This is a genomic window from Frankia sp. CgKIO3, assembly GCF_977946435.1.
Genome location: NZ_CDWTMO010000004.1, coordinates 37,952 through 55,470, shown reverse-complemented (window position 1 = coordinate 55,470; position 17,519 = coordinate 37,952). Strand labels below are relative to the sequence as shown.

15 protein-coding genes, 1 pseudogene and 1 riboswitch are annotated in these 17,519 nt (G+C 70.1%); of the genes and pseudogenes, 10 read left to right on the top strand and 6 right to left on the bottom strand.

Annotation, left to right across the window (positions count from 1 at the left end; genetic code table 11):
• The 5 genes and pseudogenes from AC08OJ_RS01400 to AC08OJ_RS01380 form a co-directional block, all read left to right on the top strand.
• Window positions 1–334, top strand: a pseudogene (locus tag AC08OJ_RS01400) (lipase); the annotation flags it as partial.
• A 341-nt stretch (window positions 335–675) separates the two neighbouring features.
• Entirely contained in the window at window positions 676–1,827 is a 1,152-nt protein-coding gene (locus tag AC08OJ_RS01395) for an alkaline phosphatase PhoX (RefSeq protein WP_476594876.1), read from the top strand.
• Window positions 1,828–2,592: 765 nt separating this feature from the next.
• Window positions 2,593–3,180, top strand: coding sequence for a helix-turn-helix domain-containing protein (locus AC08OJ_RS01390; RefSeq protein WP_476594875.1), 588 nt, complete (start codon window positions 2,593–2,595; stop codon window positions 3,178–3,180).
• A 560-nt stretch (window positions 3,181–3,740) separates the two neighbouring features.
• Window positions 3,741–4,166, top strand: a complete 426-nt coding sequence (locus AC08OJ_RS01385; protein WP_476594874.1) for a peptide deformylase — start codon at window positions 3,741–3,743, stop codon at window positions 4,164–4,166.
• 602 nt (window positions 4,167–4,768) lie between these two features.
• Window positions 4,769–4,912, top strand: a riboswitch (cyclic di-AMP (ydaO/yuaA leader).
• Between the two features lie 2 nt (window positions 4,913–4,914).
• Window positions 4,915–5,295, top strand: a complete 381-nt coding sequence (locus tag AC08OJ_RS01380) for a transglycosylase family protein (protein ID WP_476591525.1) — start codon at window positions 4,915–4,917, stop codon at window positions 5,293–5,295.
• 208 nt (window positions 5,296–5,503) lie between these two features.
• Here the strand turns inward: AC08OJ_RS01380 and rlmB are convergent, their stop codons facing one another.
• Window positions 5,504–6,595 (bottom strand): 23S rRNA (guanosine(2251)-2'-O)-methyltransferase RlmB, encoded by a 1,092-nt coding sequence (gene rlmB, locus AC08OJ_RS01375; protein WP_476591561.1) that lies wholly within the window; start codon window positions 6,593–6,595, stop codon window positions 5,504–5,506.
• A gap of 664 nt (window positions 6,596–7,259) precedes the next feature.
• On the opposite strand from rlmB, the gene AC08OJ_RS01370 reads away from it, so the two are divergent.
• From AC08OJ_RS01370 to AC08OJ_RS01360, 3 genes are all read left to right on the top strand, one after another.
• Entirely contained in the window at window positions 7,260–8,372 is a 1,113-nt protein-coding gene (locus AC08OJ_RS01370) for a PP2C family protein-serine/threonine phosphatase (RefSeq protein WP_476591526.1), read from the top strand.
• Window positions 8,372–8,872, top strand: coding sequence for a hypothetical protein (locus tag AC08OJ_RS01365; RefSeq protein ID WP_476591527.1), 501 nt, complete (start codon window positions 8,372–8,374; stop codon window positions 8,870–8,872). The genes AC08OJ_RS01370 and AC08OJ_RS01365 overlap by 1 nt, the downstream gene beginning before the upstream one ends.
• A 75-nt stretch (window positions 8,873–8,947) precedes the next feature.
• A complete protein-coding gene (locus AC08OJ_RS01360; RefSeq protein ID WP_476594873.1) occupies window positions 8,948–10,090 on the top strand; it encodes an FHA domain-containing protein in 1,143 nt (380 codons plus the stop codon).
• Window positions 10,091–10,203: 113 nt separating this feature from the next.
• On the opposite strand, the gene AC08OJ_RS01355 is transcribed toward AC08OJ_RS01360, so the two are convergent.
• From AC08OJ_RS01355 to AC08OJ_RS01335, 5 genes are all read right to left on the bottom strand, one after another.
• Window positions 10,204–11,784, bottom strand: a complete 1,581-nt coding sequence (locus AC08OJ_RS01355) for a cysteine--tRNA ligase (RefSeq protein ID WP_476591529.1) — start codon at window positions 11,782–11,784, stop codon at window positions 10,204–10,206.
• 47 nt (window positions 11,785–11,831) lie between these two features.
• A complete protein-coding gene (locus AC08OJ_RS01350; protein WP_476591530.1) occupies window positions 11,832–12,224 on the bottom strand; it encodes a PPOX class F420-dependent oxidoreductase in 393 nt (130 codons plus the stop codon).
• A 104-nt stretch (window positions 12,225–12,328) separates the two neighbouring features.
• Window positions 12,329–12,889: a 2-C-methyl-D-erythritol 2,4-cyclodiphosphate synthase gene (gene ispF, locus AC08OJ_RS01345; protein ID WP_476591531.1), complete on the bottom strand. Its 561-nt coding sequence runs from the start codon at window positions 12,887–12,889 to the stop codon at window positions 12,329–12,331.
• Window positions 12,886–13,656 (bottom strand): 2-C-methyl-D-erythritol 4-phosphate cytidylyltransferase, encoded by a 771-nt coding sequence (gene ispD / locus AC08OJ_RS01340; RefSeq protein WP_476591532.1) that lies wholly within the window; start codon window positions 13,654–13,656, stop codon window positions 12,886–12,888. The genes ispF and ispD overlap by 4 nt, the downstream gene beginning before the upstream one ends.
• Before the next feature lie 242 nt (window positions 13,657–13,898).
• Window positions 13,899–14,381 carry a CarD family transcriptional regulator gene (locus tag AC08OJ_RS01335; protein ID WP_476591533.1) on the bottom strand — a complete coding sequence of 161 codons (483 nt, stop codon included), beginning with the start codon at window positions 14,379–14,381 and terminating at the stop codon, window positions 13,899–13,901.
• Window positions 14,382–15,267: 886 nt separating this feature from the next.
• Here AC08OJ_RS01335 and AC08OJ_RS01330 point away from each other — a divergent pair.
• Window positions 15,268–15,933 carry a copper chaperone PCu(A)C domain-containing protein gene (locus AC08OJ_RS01330; RefSeq protein WP_476591534.1) on the top strand — a complete coding sequence of 222 codons (666 nt, stop codon included), beginning with the start codon at window positions 15,268–15,270 and terminating at the stop codon, window positions 15,931–15,933.
• A 99-nt stretch (window positions 15,934–16,032) separates the two neighbouring features.
• A complete protein-coding gene (gene radA, locus AC08OJ_RS01325) occupies window positions 16,033–17,490 on the top strand; it encodes a DNA repair protein RadA (RefSeq protein WP_462185932.1) in 1,458 nt (485 codons plus the stop codon).
• Window positions 17,491–17,519: the final 29 nt, after the last annotated feature.

Here is a 17,519-nt window from a genome sequence, read left to right as displayed (position 1 = left end):
CGGCATTGGGATAAGGGGGGACGCCGACGACGTCCTCAGCATCGATGGGAAGAACGTGCTGAATGCCGCCGACGCACCCCGGTTCAAAATGGCCCTGGGCGTCTACCTGTTCGACCGGAATTCCGATGGCGTCACCCACCTCATGATGCCGATTCCGGCGTATTTCTGGATCGGCTTCATTACCGGCGTAGATGTGTTCATCCCGGCGGGTGAGCGTTCGGTCGAAGTCGCGATGACGCCGCGGGGAAAAACGGCCCACCGGGACGTTCTCCAGGTGCCCGCCTGGCCGTCGGACCGGCATCGCGTCACCCTGCACTTCACCGGCGATGGCTGAACGGATCGCCAGGCCTCGCTGGGACTCTGCCGCACGCCCGCCTGGTCGTCGACCCGTTCCACGTGAGTAACCAGCGCCCTCTCCGACGCGACCGCACAAGGCCAGCCCCCACCGCAACATCCGAATTACATCGAACATTGGGTAAGATTTCAGCTCGAATAATTACCGGGTCGATCTTGACTCTACGTTGATATTGTTGTCCAGCCGGTTTCACAATGTTCACGCCACAATTCTGTCGTATTTTCTCACCGTACGTTAGATTGCCAGCGGCACGGAATACTGTGGCTCGGGCGGAGACGCTCGGGCGAGCGCGGCATCCTCACGTGGAGATGGGAGCAGGAATGGATCGTCGAACTCTCCTTCGGACCGGTCTTGTTAGCGTCGGCGCGGCGGCCTTCAGTGGCTCGCTGTGGCGCGCGGCGGCCGTGGCCTACCCGGCGGTACCGGGTAACAGCCCCTACGGGCCGCTGCAGTCAGCCGACGCCAACGGAATCATGTTGCCGTCAGGCTTCACCAGCCGGGTGATCGCCCGATCCACCCAGACCGTGTCGGGCACCAGCTACACCTGGCACAGGGCCCCGGACGGCGGCGCCTGCTTCGCCAACGGCACGGGCTGGATCTATGTGTCCAACGCCGAGGTAGGCAGCGGCGGCGGCGGCGTGAGTGCCGTGAAGTTCAACAGCAACGCCAACATCATTGGCGCCTACAGCATCCTGTCCGGCACCAACCGCAACTGCGCGGGCGGGACCACCCCGTGGAACACCTGGCTGTCGTGTGAGGAGACCAGCACCGGCTACGTGTACGAGACCGACCCGTGGGGGGTCAACGCGGCTGTCCGGCGGGCCGCGATGGGCCGATTCAACCATGAGGCTACTGCCGCCGACCCGGACCGGAAGGTGATCTACCTGACCGAGGACGCGTCCGACGGGTGTTTCTACCGGTTTATGCCCACCACCTGGGGCAACCTGTCCTCCGGCACCCTGCAGGTACTCAAGGAGATCTCCGGCGTGCTGTCTTGGGCAAACGTGCCCGACCCCGACGGCAGCCCCACACCCACCCGCGACCAGGTCTCGGGCGCCAAGCTGTTCAACGGCGGCGAGGGCGCCTGGTACTCGGCCGGCAAGTGCTACTTCACCACCAAGGGCGACAACCGGGTGTGGGCCTACGACGCGGCGGCCAGCACCCTGGCGATCGTCTACGACGACAACGTCTCCGGCGCCCCGCTGACCGGTGTCGACAACATCACCGTCGCCGCCGTCGGTGACCTCTACGTCGCCGAGGACGGCGGCAACATGGAGATCTGCATCATCACCCCCGGCGACATCGTTGCCCCCTTCCTGCGCATCACTGGCCAGAGCTCCTCGGAGATCACCGGACCGGCGTTCAACCCGGCTGGTAACCGGCTGTACTTCTCCTCCCAGCGCGGCACCTCGGGCTCCAGCAGCGGCGGCATCACCTACGAGGTGACTGGTCCGTTCCGCACCTCGCTGTGATCGAAATCCTGTAACGGAGGAGCGGCGCGGGCATGCGCCCGACTGCGCGGAAGGCCTCCCCCTCGGGTCGGAACCGGCCGCCACCGTGACCGCCCAGCGGTCGAATCCCCGGGGTGTGGTTGCGACGGTCGACTCAAGCGCGGCCGGGCCCGTCGGTTCGGCGGGCTCCCCGGACTCGGGCAAAGGCCGAGGGTGGCCCTGCTTGGGCAGGGCAGGGCCACCTGTCCACGGACCCCTCCCGGAGGTCTCGGGCGTCACGCCCGGCTGCGGCTCGCCGTCACGCTGGCCCCGCCCGGCGGAGGTCGCGGCTCGACGCAGGGCGGGACCGGCCTGCCGCCAAGACTGACGCGGGCGACCGGGATCCGGAAACGTCAGTCAGGCATGCCTTTCTCGTATGGGCCGCGCGGATGTCGTCGTCTGCGCCACAGGCAACCGGGCGCTGGAGGGGAAGACTTCACCTATCTACGGCCCGGCTCCTAGGTGGCGTCCGTGACACCACCCCGGCCAGCGGCGACAGCACGCCACCAGCAGCCGTCGCTGTCCGCAAGGAGTCAGAAACGACATCCGCCATACACCGCGAAGACCCGGGAAGACCCGGGAAACCGCCGAGCCCGTGCTGTCGGATATCCGATAGTCGAGCATTCAGCCGAACATCTGTGCCCGTTTGGCATGGCGTCGTTATCCTGATGTGTCGACTGACGGAGGACTGATCGCCCGATTTCACTCCGGCCTTCACCGACCGTACCGACATGGAAGGCCGTTTCGATGTCGTACGAATCTGGACCTTACCGGGTATCGCCCAAGCTGCTGGCCCGGGAGGACTTCCGGACGGCGTGTGCGACGCGAGACTTCCGCGCGGTGTTCCGGCTGATGAAGAAATATGACGGTGCCAGTCAGAATCGCATCGCCTCGCCGGTGGAAGGGCTCAGCCAGAGCAGGGTCAGCCGAATCATGCAGGGCGAGGACCGCATCGCCCGGCTCTCCCTGATCGAACGCATCGCCGACGCGCTGCGTATCCCGGGTAGTTATTTCCACCTGGCCGCACGGCCGTGGGAGGCGGCACGGGACGTGCGCGAGCCGCCCGGGCCGCCGACGGTTCCGGCCGGACCCGGCCCGACGCCGGTGGCCCACGTCGCGACCCCCTCCGTCGACCCGGCCCCGGCCCCCCGGGCCCGTCGTCGCCGAGAGCCCGGGCCGGGTCCCCCCCGGACCGGGGGGCCTGGTCGTCGAGGAGGACCGGGCCGAACTCCGCTACGACTACGACGACAGCATGTACGTCGCCCACCAGCGAAGACGTCTTCTCAACGCCGGCAGCGAACCGGTCACCCGGTATCTGATGCGGATATCGGTTGACCGGTTCCCGGGAGATCCGGAACGCTCCGCGCGGTTGTACCGATCCGATCCACTGCGCTGGGAGGACCTCCAGCTCAGCGCACACTGCGGCGGCGAGCAGATGGCCTGGCAGGTCAAGACCGACTGGGACGCGCTCAAGGAGGTCTGGCTGCTCTTCGAGAACAGTCGAGGGCGATTTCCGCTCTATCCCGGCGAATCGGCATGGATCAACTACAGCTACCAGGTGAGCAGGGAGAAGTGGGGGCCGTGGTTCCAGCGTGCCGTGCGGGTACCGACGAGTTTCCTCTCGGTGCAGCTGGACTTTCCGGCCGAGCTGGATCCCGTGGTCTGGGGCATGGAAACGTCGATGACCGCCGATGCCTTCCCGTTCCGGACCGCAATCGCCCGCACCGACTCCGGCGACCGGCGGATCTTCACCTGGTCGACCACCGAGCCGCCGCTGCACGCCCGCTACCGACTGGAATGGAACTTCCGGGCCACCGTGCCGGAACGTGATCCGGCCGCGGAGACCGGAACACGTCCCAGCGATCAGATGGCGGCCGTTGGCATCGTGCAGGAGGGTGAGGCGATCCTGCGGCAGTCGGCCCGCCCGTTCGCCCTGCCCGACGAGGCCGAGGACGCGCGTCGGGTCGTCGGCCGAGCTGTCCTCCGCCCTCGAACGGGTATCCGCCCTGCACACCTTCGGCAAGGGCATGGGCATCGCCGCGCCGCAGGTCGGCATCAACCGCGCCGCAGCGATCGTGCGTACCCCGGGCGGCGACACGCTCACGCTGCTCAACCCCAGCGTCATCGAAACCTCCCGGGAGACCGACGAGCAGTACGAGGGCTGCCTGAGCTTCTTTGACGTCCGTGGCCTCGTCCCCCGGCCGCTGGAGCTGCACGTCGAACACACCGATATCGACGGCAACCGGCACATCACCGTCTATCGGCAGGGGCTGGCGCGGCTTGTCGCCCACGAGATCGACCACCTGCACGGTCAGCTCTAAACGGATCGGATGCGGGCCGGAACCACACCGATCCCGGTGGAGCAGTACCGGGGTACCGGCTCGGCCTGGTCCTACAACCGCTGACCGACCCGAACGCACCCGCCTCGCGGGCGGCATGACGGCTGGCGGCTGGCGGCTGGCGGCGACGCAGCGCCGGGACCGGGTGTCCGGCACCGACTGGTAGATCCGACATATGACATGATTCCCTCGTGCCGTATAGTCCGGAAAGCGGGCGATAGGTGCGGGCCCGCCGGAACGCCGGCACAGATTTTTCCAGATCCTGGTTAGAGATTGCCGGCAGCGGGTAGCGGAGGCTTGATCACTACGCGGCGGAACAGTTTCTCCACGCACCGCGTATTGTTTACCGTCAACGTGACGACCCAGCTACGGACTAGGGATTTCCAGCCCGCTGGACAACCTCTAGAATCGGGCGCGCACGCGGGCGCGAAACACCATTAAAAAGATCGGGATAAGTAAACAGGATGCACTGTGTGCATCCTCACATACTCTTGTTTTTCCTGGGTCGCTCTCAGCTATGTTCATTGCCGTGCCGTCACCTGATGGCATGCGTCGGGCGGCACGCCGCATCCTGCCCCCGCTCGACGAGAATCAAACCTTCGGCAGGAGCGGGGGAACCAATTCCGGGCGCCACGAAAAGGCGTTCTCGGGGTGAAGCCGCGATGCGCGGCCGGGCATTCCCAGCCCGAACCCGACAGCTCACCTCGCAGGCGTGGGGAAGGGCAACTCAATGTCCAACGCTCGTTCGCTCGCTCGTGGCCTCAACCGCATCAGGCTCGGTTCCCGGGCCTTGATCGCCGCCACCACTCTCGCGGCCTCGATCGGCGGTGGCCTCGCGCTGTCCCAGCCGGTCAGCGCGTCGACGAATGCCGACCGCTTGCTCTCCAAGGTGATTCCGTGTGAGTCCGGGGGAAACCCGCGCGTGGTCAACTCCATCGGCGCCGGCGGGCTGTTCCAGTTCCTGCCCAGCACTTGGCGCGGGGTCGGCGGCAAGGGTCTGCCGCAGCACGCCAGCGTCGCCGAGCAGTGGCACCGCGCCCGCATCCTGTACGCCCAGCAGGGGACGAGCCCCTGGTACGCATCGAAGCCGTGCTGGGGTCACAAGATCTGAGCTGCCCGACTTCCCGCGCCAGCTTTCACTGTCCGCGCCCGGCCGGTACTGATCGGCGCGCGGCCAGCAGCCCCGTGTCCCCTCCGGGACACGGGGCTGCGCGCTACGTTTCCCGGTCACGGTTTCCCGGTCACGGCGACGCCGGCCAGGTCAACTTCCGCAGCCCCGCCCGGCGGCGGAGACCCGGCGGACCCACCGATCGGCCGGCTCAGCCGATCCGACGGCGGCGGGCGATCTCGGCCAGCGTGATCCCAGCGGCCACCCCCGCGTTGAGGGACTCCACCGCACCCGCCATGGGGATCCGGACCCTCACGTCGCAGCGCTGCTCGACCAGCCTGGACAACCCGCGTCCCTCGGAGCCGATCACCAGGACGAGTGGGTCGGTCGCCATCGTGAGCTCGTCGATGCTCACCTCGCCGCCCACAGCCAGACCGACGACGAACTGGCCGCCCGCCGCGTAGGAGACGAGCGTGCGGGCCAGGTTGGTGGCGCGCGCCACCGGCAGCCGGGCGGCGGCCCCCGCCGAGGTCTTCCAGGCCGCGGCGGTCATGCCGGCGGCCCTACGCTCCGGAACGACGACGCCATGGGCACCGAAGGCGGCGGCCGAGCGCACCACAGCCCCGAGGTTGCGGGGATCGGTGACCCCGTCCAGCGCCAGCAGCAGACCGGGGGGGGACGAGCGCGCGCGGGCGAGGAGATCATCCGGATGGGCATACCAGAACGGCGGTACCACGAGGGCGAGACCCTGATGCGGAGCGGTGCCACACATCCGGTCGAGATCCGTGCGGCCGACGTCGGCCACGGCGATCCCGGCCCGCCCGGCGAGTCGGCGGGCGTCGGCGAGCCGCTCGTCGAAGTCCAGCCCGCCGGCGATGAAAAGGGCCGACGACGGCACCCCGGCCCGCAGCGCCTCGACCACCGCGTTGCGCCCGACCACCAGCTCGTCGCCCTCGGTCCGCCGTGGGCGCCCGGTCCCCGCGGAACCCCCCGCGGCGCTCGGCCCGGTGGTGGCCGCAGCGGCGACGGCGCGGCCACCATCCCCGCGCCGGCCGGCGGCCGCTCGACCCCGCTCGGCTCCGGCCGATGCGGAACGGGCCGCAGCAGCCGCCGCCGCACGACGCTGGGCGGGATGGCCGGGGCGCAGCTGCGCGGGCGGCGTGGCCCCACGGCCCTCCAGCGCCTTGCGGCCGTGACCGCCGCTGCCCGTGGAGGCCCCCTTGCGGTGGGAACCGGACTTGGCGGCCCGACCGCCCTGACCGCCGCGGGCGATCCCATCGCCCCGGCGAGCGGCGCCGGCCATCAGGACCACCGACCAGTACACGCCCGGGGAATGACCATGTGACCACGGTATACGGCGGACGACACCGGCGTGTCGGGGCACGCTCAGCGAGAGCTCGGCAGGAGCTCGGCGGAGGACCTCTGCCATGGGCATACCTCGACATGGCCGTTTCCGGGGACCCGGCGCCCTATCCTGAGGGCCGGCAGGCCCACGGCCCGACCTGACGTGGTCCGGCCGCCCCTCACCGGCGTCAGGAGGGTCAGGTGCGCATCACCACGCCGACCGGCGGGCCCGGGGTTCCCCGGAGTGCGGGGGCCCTGCCACCATCCACCCCCGGCCTTTACGCTCTTTTAGGGTCGCCCGCCGGCGATGGCGGGCGCGTCGGATCAGGTCGCCGGCACGGCGATCTACACCCTCGACGTGCCGCGGGAGAAGCTGGGAGAATACGTCTCCATGGATGCGTGATGACCAGCTCGACGAGTGTGACCACCTCGGTCGATCATCGGGCGCGCGCCGTCGGTGTCCCGAGACGGCCACGGCGAGCATCGACGATCCGGCCGTTAGCGACCCGACCGTCAAGGACCCGACCGTCAGGGGCAGGAGGCACCCAGCACATGGCTCTGCGCACACCGCCCGCATGCGTTCCCCCGGCTGTTTCCGGCCGCGGCCGATTTCTCCCGGCGGCATGACGGTGGACCTCAACCCGCGTGACGACGCCCCCACAGTCGCCTACCAGATCACCGGGGGGCCGTTCGAACTCAACGACGACCTGGGTCGCTGCCCGGTGTGTGCGGCGCCGGTGTATGCCGACGACCGGTACTGCGAGGTCTGTGGTCACGGGCTGGAGGGCCCGGACCCCGGCCACGGCGACGCCGACCACAGCGAGGTCGACCTCGGCCAGCTCGCCGGCGTGTGCGACCGCGGCGTCCGGCACACCACCAACGAGGACGCCATGGGCCTGGCCGTCGTGTACGGCACGCTGATCGCGGTGGTGTGTGACGGCGTGTCGACCACTCCGGGCTCCGGGCAGGCCTCGGCCGCCGCGGCGACCACCGCCATGGCCGTCCTCGCGGATGCGGTGCGTGCCCACGGCCCGGGGCGCCCCGTCCACCACGACACCCGCCCGTCGCGCGGCGTCAGCCGGGCCGAGGAGATGCTCGACATCCTCGAACCATCGTATGCCGACTACAAGAAGCCACGAACATCGCCCCGCACGGTCGTCGGCGGGTTCTCCCCGGAGGACGCCGAGGCCGCGCTGCACGCCGCCGTCGACGCGGCCCAGGCGACCATCGCCCAACTCAGCGCGGCCGAGGGGCGGATGGCGCCGTCGTGCACGTTCGCCGCGGCCATCGTCACCCCGCCGACCCCGGACGGCCCGGGCATGGTCACGGTCGGCTGGGTCGGCGACAGCCGGGTCTACCTGCTCGGTCCGCGCTGGTGCGAGCGGCTGACCGCCGACGACACCTGGGCGGCTGAGGCCGCGCGCGCGGGGCTCATCCCAGCCAACGAGGCCGAGACACACCGGCGGGCGCACACCCTCACCTGCTGGCTGGGCGGCGACGTCGAGGACGTCGCGCCGCACACCGAGATGTTCCCAATCGAGGCGCCGGCCACGGTACTGGTCTGCAGCGACGGGCTGTGGAACTACGCGTCCCGGCCCGACGTGATGGCCGCGCTGGTCAATCAGCTCCCACCCCACTGCGAGGCCATCGACGTCGCCCGCCACCTCGTCGACTTCGCCATCGACTCCGGGGGACACGACAACATCACGGTGGTGGCCGCCCGGGTGGAGGACTGATGAGCGTCTTCACCGCGGAGGTCGCACCCGTGGTACGTGATCTGACGGGCGAGGCCACGCCCGCGGACGAACGCTGCTTCGGCTACCCTACCGGCGCGTGGGGAATCGAGACGTCGGCGGCGCGGGTCAGCCTCGTCGTCGACGGCCGGGTGGCGTCAAAGGCGCTGGTCCGAGCGGTTTGGACGGACGATGAGACCCAGTGGAGCCGGATCAGCGACCCAGTCACCCACTACACCGACCAGGTGGAACTCCCGGCCGCGGTGCTACGGGGCCTGGAGGCGCGTCGGGCCGGCGACGAGGCGACTGCGACACTGTTGCTCGGACGCGACGCTCAGCTGGCGCTCGCCTCCGGCAACGAAGACACCTACCGCCTCCTACAGAAGGTGGTTCGCGTCGACAATGCCACAACAGGTACGGTTCGGTTGAAGAAGAACGTCAAGAAGATCGATGAGATGGTCCTTGACACACGGTCGACGAGGACCCTCCGGGTGAACCGGTGATCAGGTGAGGGCACGATGCCCTACGGGGCACCTGTCTCACGACCCGACTACTGCGATCGGTGCGGAATTGGGATCATGAGTGGTCAGGAGAGGTACGAATACCGTCCGGAGGACGGCGGGCGAGCTCCCTACGGAGCAGATGCCCCCGGCCGCTCGGCTGACGGGAACCGTCGGCGTGGGCCAGCCGAACAGACCGGCCCGGATGCGGACGGTCCAGATGGCTACGACCCGTTGGGCATCCGCCGTTCGCCAGCCGACCTGCCCGGGGTGACGGACCCGCCGCGCGTCGGCGACCCGCGCGGTGGCGACTCGTACGGCGGGTATGGCCGTGACGGCTACCCCGACCAGTCCCGGGGGGGCCGCGGTTATCAGGAGGACCCCTACGGCCCGCCCGGTGGCTATGATCGTGACCCCTACCCACGCGGGCGTGACGAGCAGCCGGCCCCCGACGACCGGATCGACCACGGGCGCGATCCCTACGGTCGAGACTGGGGCACGCCGGAGAACCGTGGCGGCTACCCCGTCGGCCGCGACAGCCGGACGCCGGGTGGATATCCGGATCCGCGGGGCGACCTTGACCGCGAGTCGGACACGCACCGCCGGAGCCGACGCGACGCCGAGTACGGCTACGGTGCGGACCCGCTGGGCATGGACGCCTCCGCTCCACCCCCGCCATCCATCGACCGGGTCACCCAGAGCCGGGGCGGCAACCCGCGGCACAGCGGCACCCGCGGCGGCCACGTCGACCCCCGTGACGCGGTCCTCGACGACCCACGGGCCGGCGCCGGGCGTGGCGCCGGCTGGGATCGGGACCGCGCGCCGACGGGCAGCACCGTCTGGGAAGCCATCGTCGAGGCGGAGCGCGAGTACTACGACAGCGGCGACGACCACCGGGTCCCGTTCCCGACCTTCTACCCTCGTCGGGTCTTCGCCCTGGCCGGCTCTCAGATGCTCGTGGGGCGGCGCAGCGAGTCCCGTGGCATCCATCCGGACATCGACCTGTCCGGAGCGCCGGAGGACCCGGGAATCTCCCGCAGCCACGCCCTGTTCGAGCTGCTGCCCGACGGCGGTTACGCGGTCCGCGACCCGGGATCCACCAACGGCACCCGGCTGAACGACGAACCGGACCCCATCGAGCCCGGCCAGCCCGTTCCGCTACGTGACGGGGACCGGGTCTACCTGGGCGCCTGGACGCGCATCACATTACGCGCCCGCTGATCTACCGGGTCGCCTGCCGCCGTCCGGGGCGGCAGGCGGCCTGCCGATCAGATCAGTCAACTGATCGTCACGGCGTCAACGCTGATCAACCTGGTGAGACCTGGTCGGTCGGCTCAGGCCAGATGCCAGCGCTGGCCCTCTGGAGTGTCCTCCACGATCAGGCCGGCGGCTGCCAGTCTCGAGCGGATGGCGTCGGCTTCCGCATAGTCCCGCCGGGCCCGGGCCGCGGACCGCAGATCCAGCACGACCTGCATCGCGCCGTCCAGCGCCGGCCTGAACTCGGCACCTGCGGTAGGCCACTGCTCATGCGGGTCGAGACCGAAGATGTTCAGCATCCGCCGGGTCACGTCCACCCACCCGGCCAACTCCCGGCTGTGAGCCTTCGACAGCACCTGGTTTCCCTGACTCACCGCGCCGAACAGGGCCGCCAGCGCACGTCCGACGGCGAGATCGTCGTCCATAGCGGTGGTGAAATCGGACCAGGCCCGCCGCGGGGTGAGCCTCGGCTCACCACCCGGCCCGGGAACCGGCACCGGCCGGGCTCCGGCCACCGTCGGCCGCGTCCCGGCCTTCCCCGCCGTCCCTGCGGTCGACGACGAGACGACCTCGTCGGCTGCCAGTGCCGCCGCCTCCCCGGGCCCGCCGAGGATGTCCAACGCGTTGCGGACGAAGGTCTCCACCCGGTCGTGGGCCGCGGTGGATTCCGCCAGCGCCTCGGCGCTGTAGTCGAGCGTGGACCGGTAGTGCGCGGAAAGCAAATGATAACGCAGAACCTGCGGACGGACCTCGTCGAGGGCGTCGGCCACCAGGACGGAATTTCCCAACGACTTCGACATCTTCGTCCCGCCGGTCGTCAGCAGGCCGACGTGCATCCAGTAGCGCGCCATCTCGCCACCACCGGGCTCGCCACCACCGGGGCCAGGCGAATCGGCCGAAGCCGCGTTCGACACCGGGCGGGCCGTGGCGGCGCAGACCGTCTGGGCACGTTCGTTCTCGTGGTGCGGGAAAATCAGGTCGAGTCCGCCGCCGTGGATGTCGAAGACCGGGCCGAGGTATTTTCCGGCCATCGCAGAGCATTCCAGATGCCAGCCCGGCCGGCCGTCACCCCAGGGGGACGACCAAAACGGTTCGCCGGGCCTGGCTGCCTTCCACAACGCGAAGTCGCGGGGGTCAGCCTTGCCGGGCTCGGCCTCCACGGACGGTTGCATCGCGTCGGGTCGCTGGTGGGACAGCGCTCCGTAGTCGACGAACGCACCCACCCGGAACCAGACCGAACCGCCGCTGGCGTACGCGTATCCCCTCTCCACGAGGGCCGACACCAGCGCGATCATCTCGGGGATGTGACCGGTGGCACGCGGCTGGATCGTCGGGGGCAGGATCCCGAGAGTGCGGTAGGCGTCGTCGAACGCACGGGTCTGCCGGGTGGCGAGCTCCCAGACCGAGGTGCCGTCCCGATCCGCGTTGATGATAATTTTGTCGTCGATGTCGGTGACGTTCTGCACAAAGGTCACCGAGTGGCCGGACTGCACCAGCCACCGGCGCAGCAGATCGAAGGGCAGCGCCGTGCGGATGTGGCCCACATGCGGGGCCGCCTGCACGGTGGGCCCGCACACGTAGACGCCCACGTGACCGGGGCGTAGCGGCTCGAATGGCCGCACACGCCGCCTGCGCGTGTCGTGGAGGTGGAGACCCATCTGTCAAGGGTACGGCCCCGCTCGACCGACGGGACCCAAGGGGAGGGTCAGCCGACCGTCAGTACCCGGTCGGCCACGACCCGGACGACCACCCTGGCCTCATCCGGATCATCCCACCGGTACACGTCTCCGGTGTACTTCACCGACAGCCGGTCGATCAGTTCCCGGCCGCCATCCTCGATCAGGGTAGCGGTCCCGCGGACCTCGATGTAACCGTAGGGATCGCCCTGGTCGAGGAACATCAGTCCGACCCGCGGATCCCTTGCGATGTCGCGTTCCTTCGCGCGCCCCCGCACCGTGGACAGCAGCAGTTCGTCCTCGTCGCGGTCCACCCACAGCACCGTCATCCGCGGCGAGCCGTCGGGCTGGATCGTCGCCAGAACGACGTAGGTCCGGGCGTCGGCAAGGGCCCTCACCAACTCTGGAAGGCGGTCAGCCATCAGACTCCTCGGGGAGGGGCCAGGGTCAGCTCACCCTCTCATCTCCGCGCCGGCACGCGGTCAGTCGATGACAAAACGGCATATCACCGGTGACAGGCTCGCCGTCAGGCGCGGACGACGAGCGCGGTCGCGATGGCGGCCAAGCCTTCGCCCCGCCCAGTGAGGCCGAGTCCGTCGCTGGTGGTGGCCGACAGGCTCACCGAGGCGCCCAAGGCCACGGACATCGCCTTCTGCGCCTCCTCGCGACGCCCGGCCATCCTGGGCCGGCTCCCGATGACCTGGACCGAGACGTTGCCGATCGCCCAACCGGCGGCACCGAGAAGCCGCGCCGTCTCGGCCAGCAGGACCGCGCCCGACGCACCCGCGTACTCCGGTCGGTCCGTGCCGAAAACTCGACCCAGATCACCGAGGCACGAGGCGGTGAGAAGTGCGTCACAAGCCGCGTGTGCGGCGACGTCCCCGTCGGAGTGCCCGGCGAGCCCGGTCTCCCCCGGCCATTCCAGGCAAGCCACCCAGCACGGCCTGCCGGCGGCGAACGGATGCACATCGACCCCAACGCCGACCCGGGGCAGGATCACCGTGTTCACCAAACTGGACGCGGGAGCCTGCCGGCTGGTAGGCGCGGCGTCCACGACGGGTTCGTCCCGCCGCGGGCCGCCGGTCATCCGCCACTCCAGGCGTCCGTGGACCGGGCGCCCGCGAACTGGGGCTCCGCGGGCCGGGCGTCGTCCGCGGAGTCGCAGCGGGCGAGTAGCGCCTCGGCGAGCACGAGATCCGCCGGTCGAGTCACCTTGAATGCCTCCTGCGCGCCGGGAATGGTCGTCACCGGCACTCCCAGAGCCTCCACCAGTCCCGCATCGTCGGTCACGGCGATGTCCTCGAGCGCATACGCGGCGCTCAACACGTCGCGGCGGAATCCCTGCGGGGTCTGCACGGCTCGCAAGCCGTCCCGCGGCGGGGTACGCACCACCCGCCCGTCGGCGTCCACCTCCTTGACCGTGTCGGCTAGCGGCACGACGGGAATCACCGCGGGATGCCCGTCGAGCACCGCCGCCGCCACCGCGTCGACCAGCTCGGGGGGCGTCAGCGGCCGGGCGGCGTCGTGGACCAGTACCACGGAGACGTCGTCGTCCACGGCCCGCAGGGCGCGGCGGACCGAATCCACCCGCTCGGCGCCGCCGGCGATCACATGCACGCCCCCGCCGAGCAACTGGGCCACGGCATCGACCAGCGTCGGTGGCGCCGCGACAACGATCTGCGTCACTAGCCTGGAGCGGCGCAACGATTCCACCGTACGCACCAGCATGGGCCTGCCACCGAGGGCTCGCAGCGCCTTGGGAGTACCTCCCCCCAGCCGCTCACCCCGGCCGGCAGCCGGCACGATCGCCGCCACCCGGGGGCTCGCCACCGGCAACCGGTGACCTTCGCCCACCACAGGACCTCCCGTGTGCCATCCGCCACGAGGGCATGGCGGATCCAGCCGGCTCGGCGCGAGCCGCCGGTGGGCGCAACACCGCCCACCACCGTCTCGACGCCACTCAGCCGGAACCTGAGTCGGCAACGCGCTCGGGACGGCGGTCTCCCGGAAAGAGAATGCCTTTCCGGATTATCATGCCGTGCCGAATAGATCGCCTGTCGGCCGGACGAATTACGCCTGCGCCAACAAGCCCACGATCATCCGGCGAGAACCTCGTCGAGCATGGCCTCCGCCTTGTCCTCGTTGGTGCCCTCGGCGAGCGCAAGCTCGCTGAGGAGGATTTGCCGGGCCTTGCTCAACATTCGCTTCTCGCCCGCGGAAAGACCGCGTTCGCGATCGCGTCGCCATAGGTCACGGACGACCTCGGCCACCTTGTTCACATCGCCGGAGGCGAGCTTCTCAAGATTTGCCTTGTACCGTCGCGACCAGTTGGTGGGCTCCTCGGTGTGCGGGGCGCGGAGCACCTCGAACACCCGTTCCAGCCCGTCCTGCCCAACGACGTCACGCACCCCGACCATGCCGACATTGTCGGCCGGAACTCGGACAGTCAGATCGCCCTGAGCGACCTTCAGCACGAGATAGAGTTTTTCCTCGCCCTTGATGACGCGAGTTTCAATCGCGTCAATCAGAGCAGCACCATGATGCGGGTAAACAACGGTCTCGCCGACTTGGAACGCCATGTGTCACGTGCCCCTTCCGCCTCTACCAGCGTAACACGCACGCATCGCCGCAGGTCAGACGCACGCTGCAGGTACCAAGACCAGCAACGCCAAGGTGAGGGCCCCGGCGCCGCCTTCCGGCCACCCGCTCCGGAGGACGGGCATCCAGGGGCACAGATCCGCCCACCCACCCGCCAGATCGCCGCGCACCGACATCGAAGACGCCTACCAGGTAAAACGGGTGACGACCCGGCGGATGTTGGCTACACGTTGAGCGCGGCCGCGCGGCGAACCTGGCGCGGGGGCCGGCCCGTCCGCCCGCCGGCACGGCGTCCCGGCCAGGCCGGGACGCCGTGCCGGACCCGGGCCCACCCGACCCCGGTCCCGCCGCGACGCATCCCGACGCACCAGCACCCATCGCGCCACATCACCATGTAACGGTCGTCTTGACTATGAAACGGTCATCCCGCCATGAAACGGGCTATCGCCATGGAACGGACGGCGCCCGCCGGGTCGCCCGACAGGTCGTGGCTCCCCCCCACGCCATGATGCTGCCCACGTCCGGGGCCGCTCGGACCAACCGCCCAGGCCAGCCGGCCCGGCTACGGCGCCGGAATCCGGCCCGAGCGTGCTCCTGGGCCGGATCCACGGGTTTCGTACCGCCCACAGCCTCCGCACGTGATGCCGAGGGATGGCTAGTGTTAGCCCCGCACGGGTGAGTCGGGAGACGGACCGTCACGGACCGTCTTAGACCGAATCATCCGGGCACCGGGGGTGGCCTCTCCGCGCCGGTTACGACGGCCGGCGATGGAGGCGGCGCCACCGGTGATCACTCCACGGGACGACCGTCAACCAGCACCGGTGCGCACCCGAGGCACCGGTCTCGCGCAGGAGGAGCCACCGAGCTGTGAGCCGCCGTCTGGGTGCCCGTTCCACGTCAGCCACACCCGCCGTCGGCGGGGCGTCCGCCGCCCCGGAGCCGGGCCACGACGCCGGTCGACAGTCCACCTTCAGGCGGCGCATGGCCTCCCGCCGGATCGGTGCCGCGATCCTGGCCTCGGTGGTCGGGTCCGCTGGCCTGGCAAGCTGCGCTTCCGGCAACGACGCGCTGACGAACCTCGCCCGGACCACGACCAACAGCGTCTCGAGCGCCGTCGACAGCATCACGCTGCGCAACGTCTATGTAGCAGGCCCGCTGTCCCGGGGAGACTCCGCACAGATCGTCTCGGCGTTCTTCAACGCGGGCACCGAGCCTGACACCATCATCGGCGTGTCCTCCCCCCTCGCGGCGGGCGGCAAGGTACCGAGCCCCGCCGAGCTGCCACCCGGTTCCGGAAAGATCTTCATTGCCGACGGCTCCGCGCCGACCCTGCAGAACGTCCAGAAGAACCTGTTGATCGGGTCCCAGGTGCCCGTCACCATCACCTTCGCCAAGGCCGGCAGTATCACCCTGGACGTTCCGGTGGAGCAGCCCGCACCCGGCGCCTCGGCGGCGCGGGGTGCGGTTACCGGGACCCCGGGGGCAGGGCAGGAGCCCGCCTCGCCGTCGGCCGGCGCCACCACCGCGGGCTGACCCACCGCCGGCCGATCCGCCCAGCGGGATCCGGCCGGGTATCCCCATTCGCGGGTACCCGACGCCCGGGGACCCATTCCGCGCGCCGCTGTCACCGACATGTCGGACCAGCGGACTAACGTTGCGTCCATGGCATCCACTCGCCCGTCGGCCGGCGGTCGCCCGTCGAGCCGTGCGGCCTCAGGCGGGTTCCGGTGTAACAGCTGCGGCTCGGAGTCCGTGCGGTGGGCGGGACGATGCTCGCGCTGCCAGGAGTGGGGCACGCTGGAGGCGCAGGCCCCCGCCCCACGCCGCGGGGCCGGCCTGGTCGCGGGGGGTCGCTCCGCCTCGTCCGCCGCAGTGACGGCACCGGCTCTGCCGGTCATGTCCGTCGACGTGACCGCGACGAGGCGTCGCCCGACCGGGATAGACGAGCTCGACCGCGTGCTGGGCGGCGGCCTCGTTCCCGGCGCTGTGATCCTGCTCGCCGGGGAACCGGGGGTCGGCAAGTCCACCCTGTTGCTGGAGGTCGCGGCCCGCAGCGCCGCCGCCGGTGCCCGCGCGCTGGTCGTCACCGGGGAGGAATCCGCGGCGCAGGTCAGGCTGCGGGCGGGTCGGACGGGTGCGCTGCACGAGGACCTGTGGATCGCCGCCGAGACGGACCTCGGCGCCGTCCTGCGTCACGTCGAGGAGGTCTCACCCGCCCTGCTGGTGGTCGATTCGGTGCAGACCATCTCCGCGGCCGGGGTAGACGGAGCCGCGGGCGGGGTCACCCAGGTCCGTGAGGTCACCGCGGCCCTGATCCGGACGGCCAAGGCGCTGGGACTCGTGACGGTGCTTGTCGGCCATGTCACGAAGGATGGTCTGGTCGCCGGACCGCGCCTCCTGGAACATCTGGTCGACGTGGTGCTGCATTTCGAGGGCGAGCGGCACTCCGCACTGCGCCTGGTCCGCGCGGGCAAGAATCGGTATGGACCGGCCGACGAGGTCGGCTGTTTCGAGATGGACGATTCCGGTATCCATGGCATCGCCGACCCGAGCGGGCTGTTCCTGTCCCGGTCCGGCGGCGCGGGGCTGGAGGCGGTGCCGGGAACCTGTGTCACCGTAACGGTCGAGGGCCGACGGCCACTCGTCGCCGAGGTTCAGGCTCTGGTGGCGGAGACCTCGGCGCAGATCCCCCGGCGCGCCGTGTCCGGGCTCGATCCGGCCCGGGTGGCGATGATTCTCGCCGTGGTCGAGCGCCGGGCGAAGGTGCGCTTCGGCCGGGCCGACGTGTACGCCGCGACCGTCGGCGGGGTTCGGTTGGCCGAGCCCGCAGCGGACCTCGCGACGGCCTTGGCGATCGTCAGCGCGGCCAGAGACCGTCCGTTGCCGGCCGATCTCGTCGCTGTCGGCGAGGTCGGCCTGGCCGGGGAGGTCCGCGCGGTGGGCTCGGTACGCCAACGGCTCGCCGCCGCGGCCCGGCTCGGCTTTCGCCGGGCGCTCGTTCCGGCGGACCCCGGCCCGGCTCCGGACGGCATGAAAGTCACCGAGGTACCCGACCTGATCGGCGCGATCGGCAAAATGCATGAAACGTAGAAAGTGTGTATTTTTCTAACCATATCGGT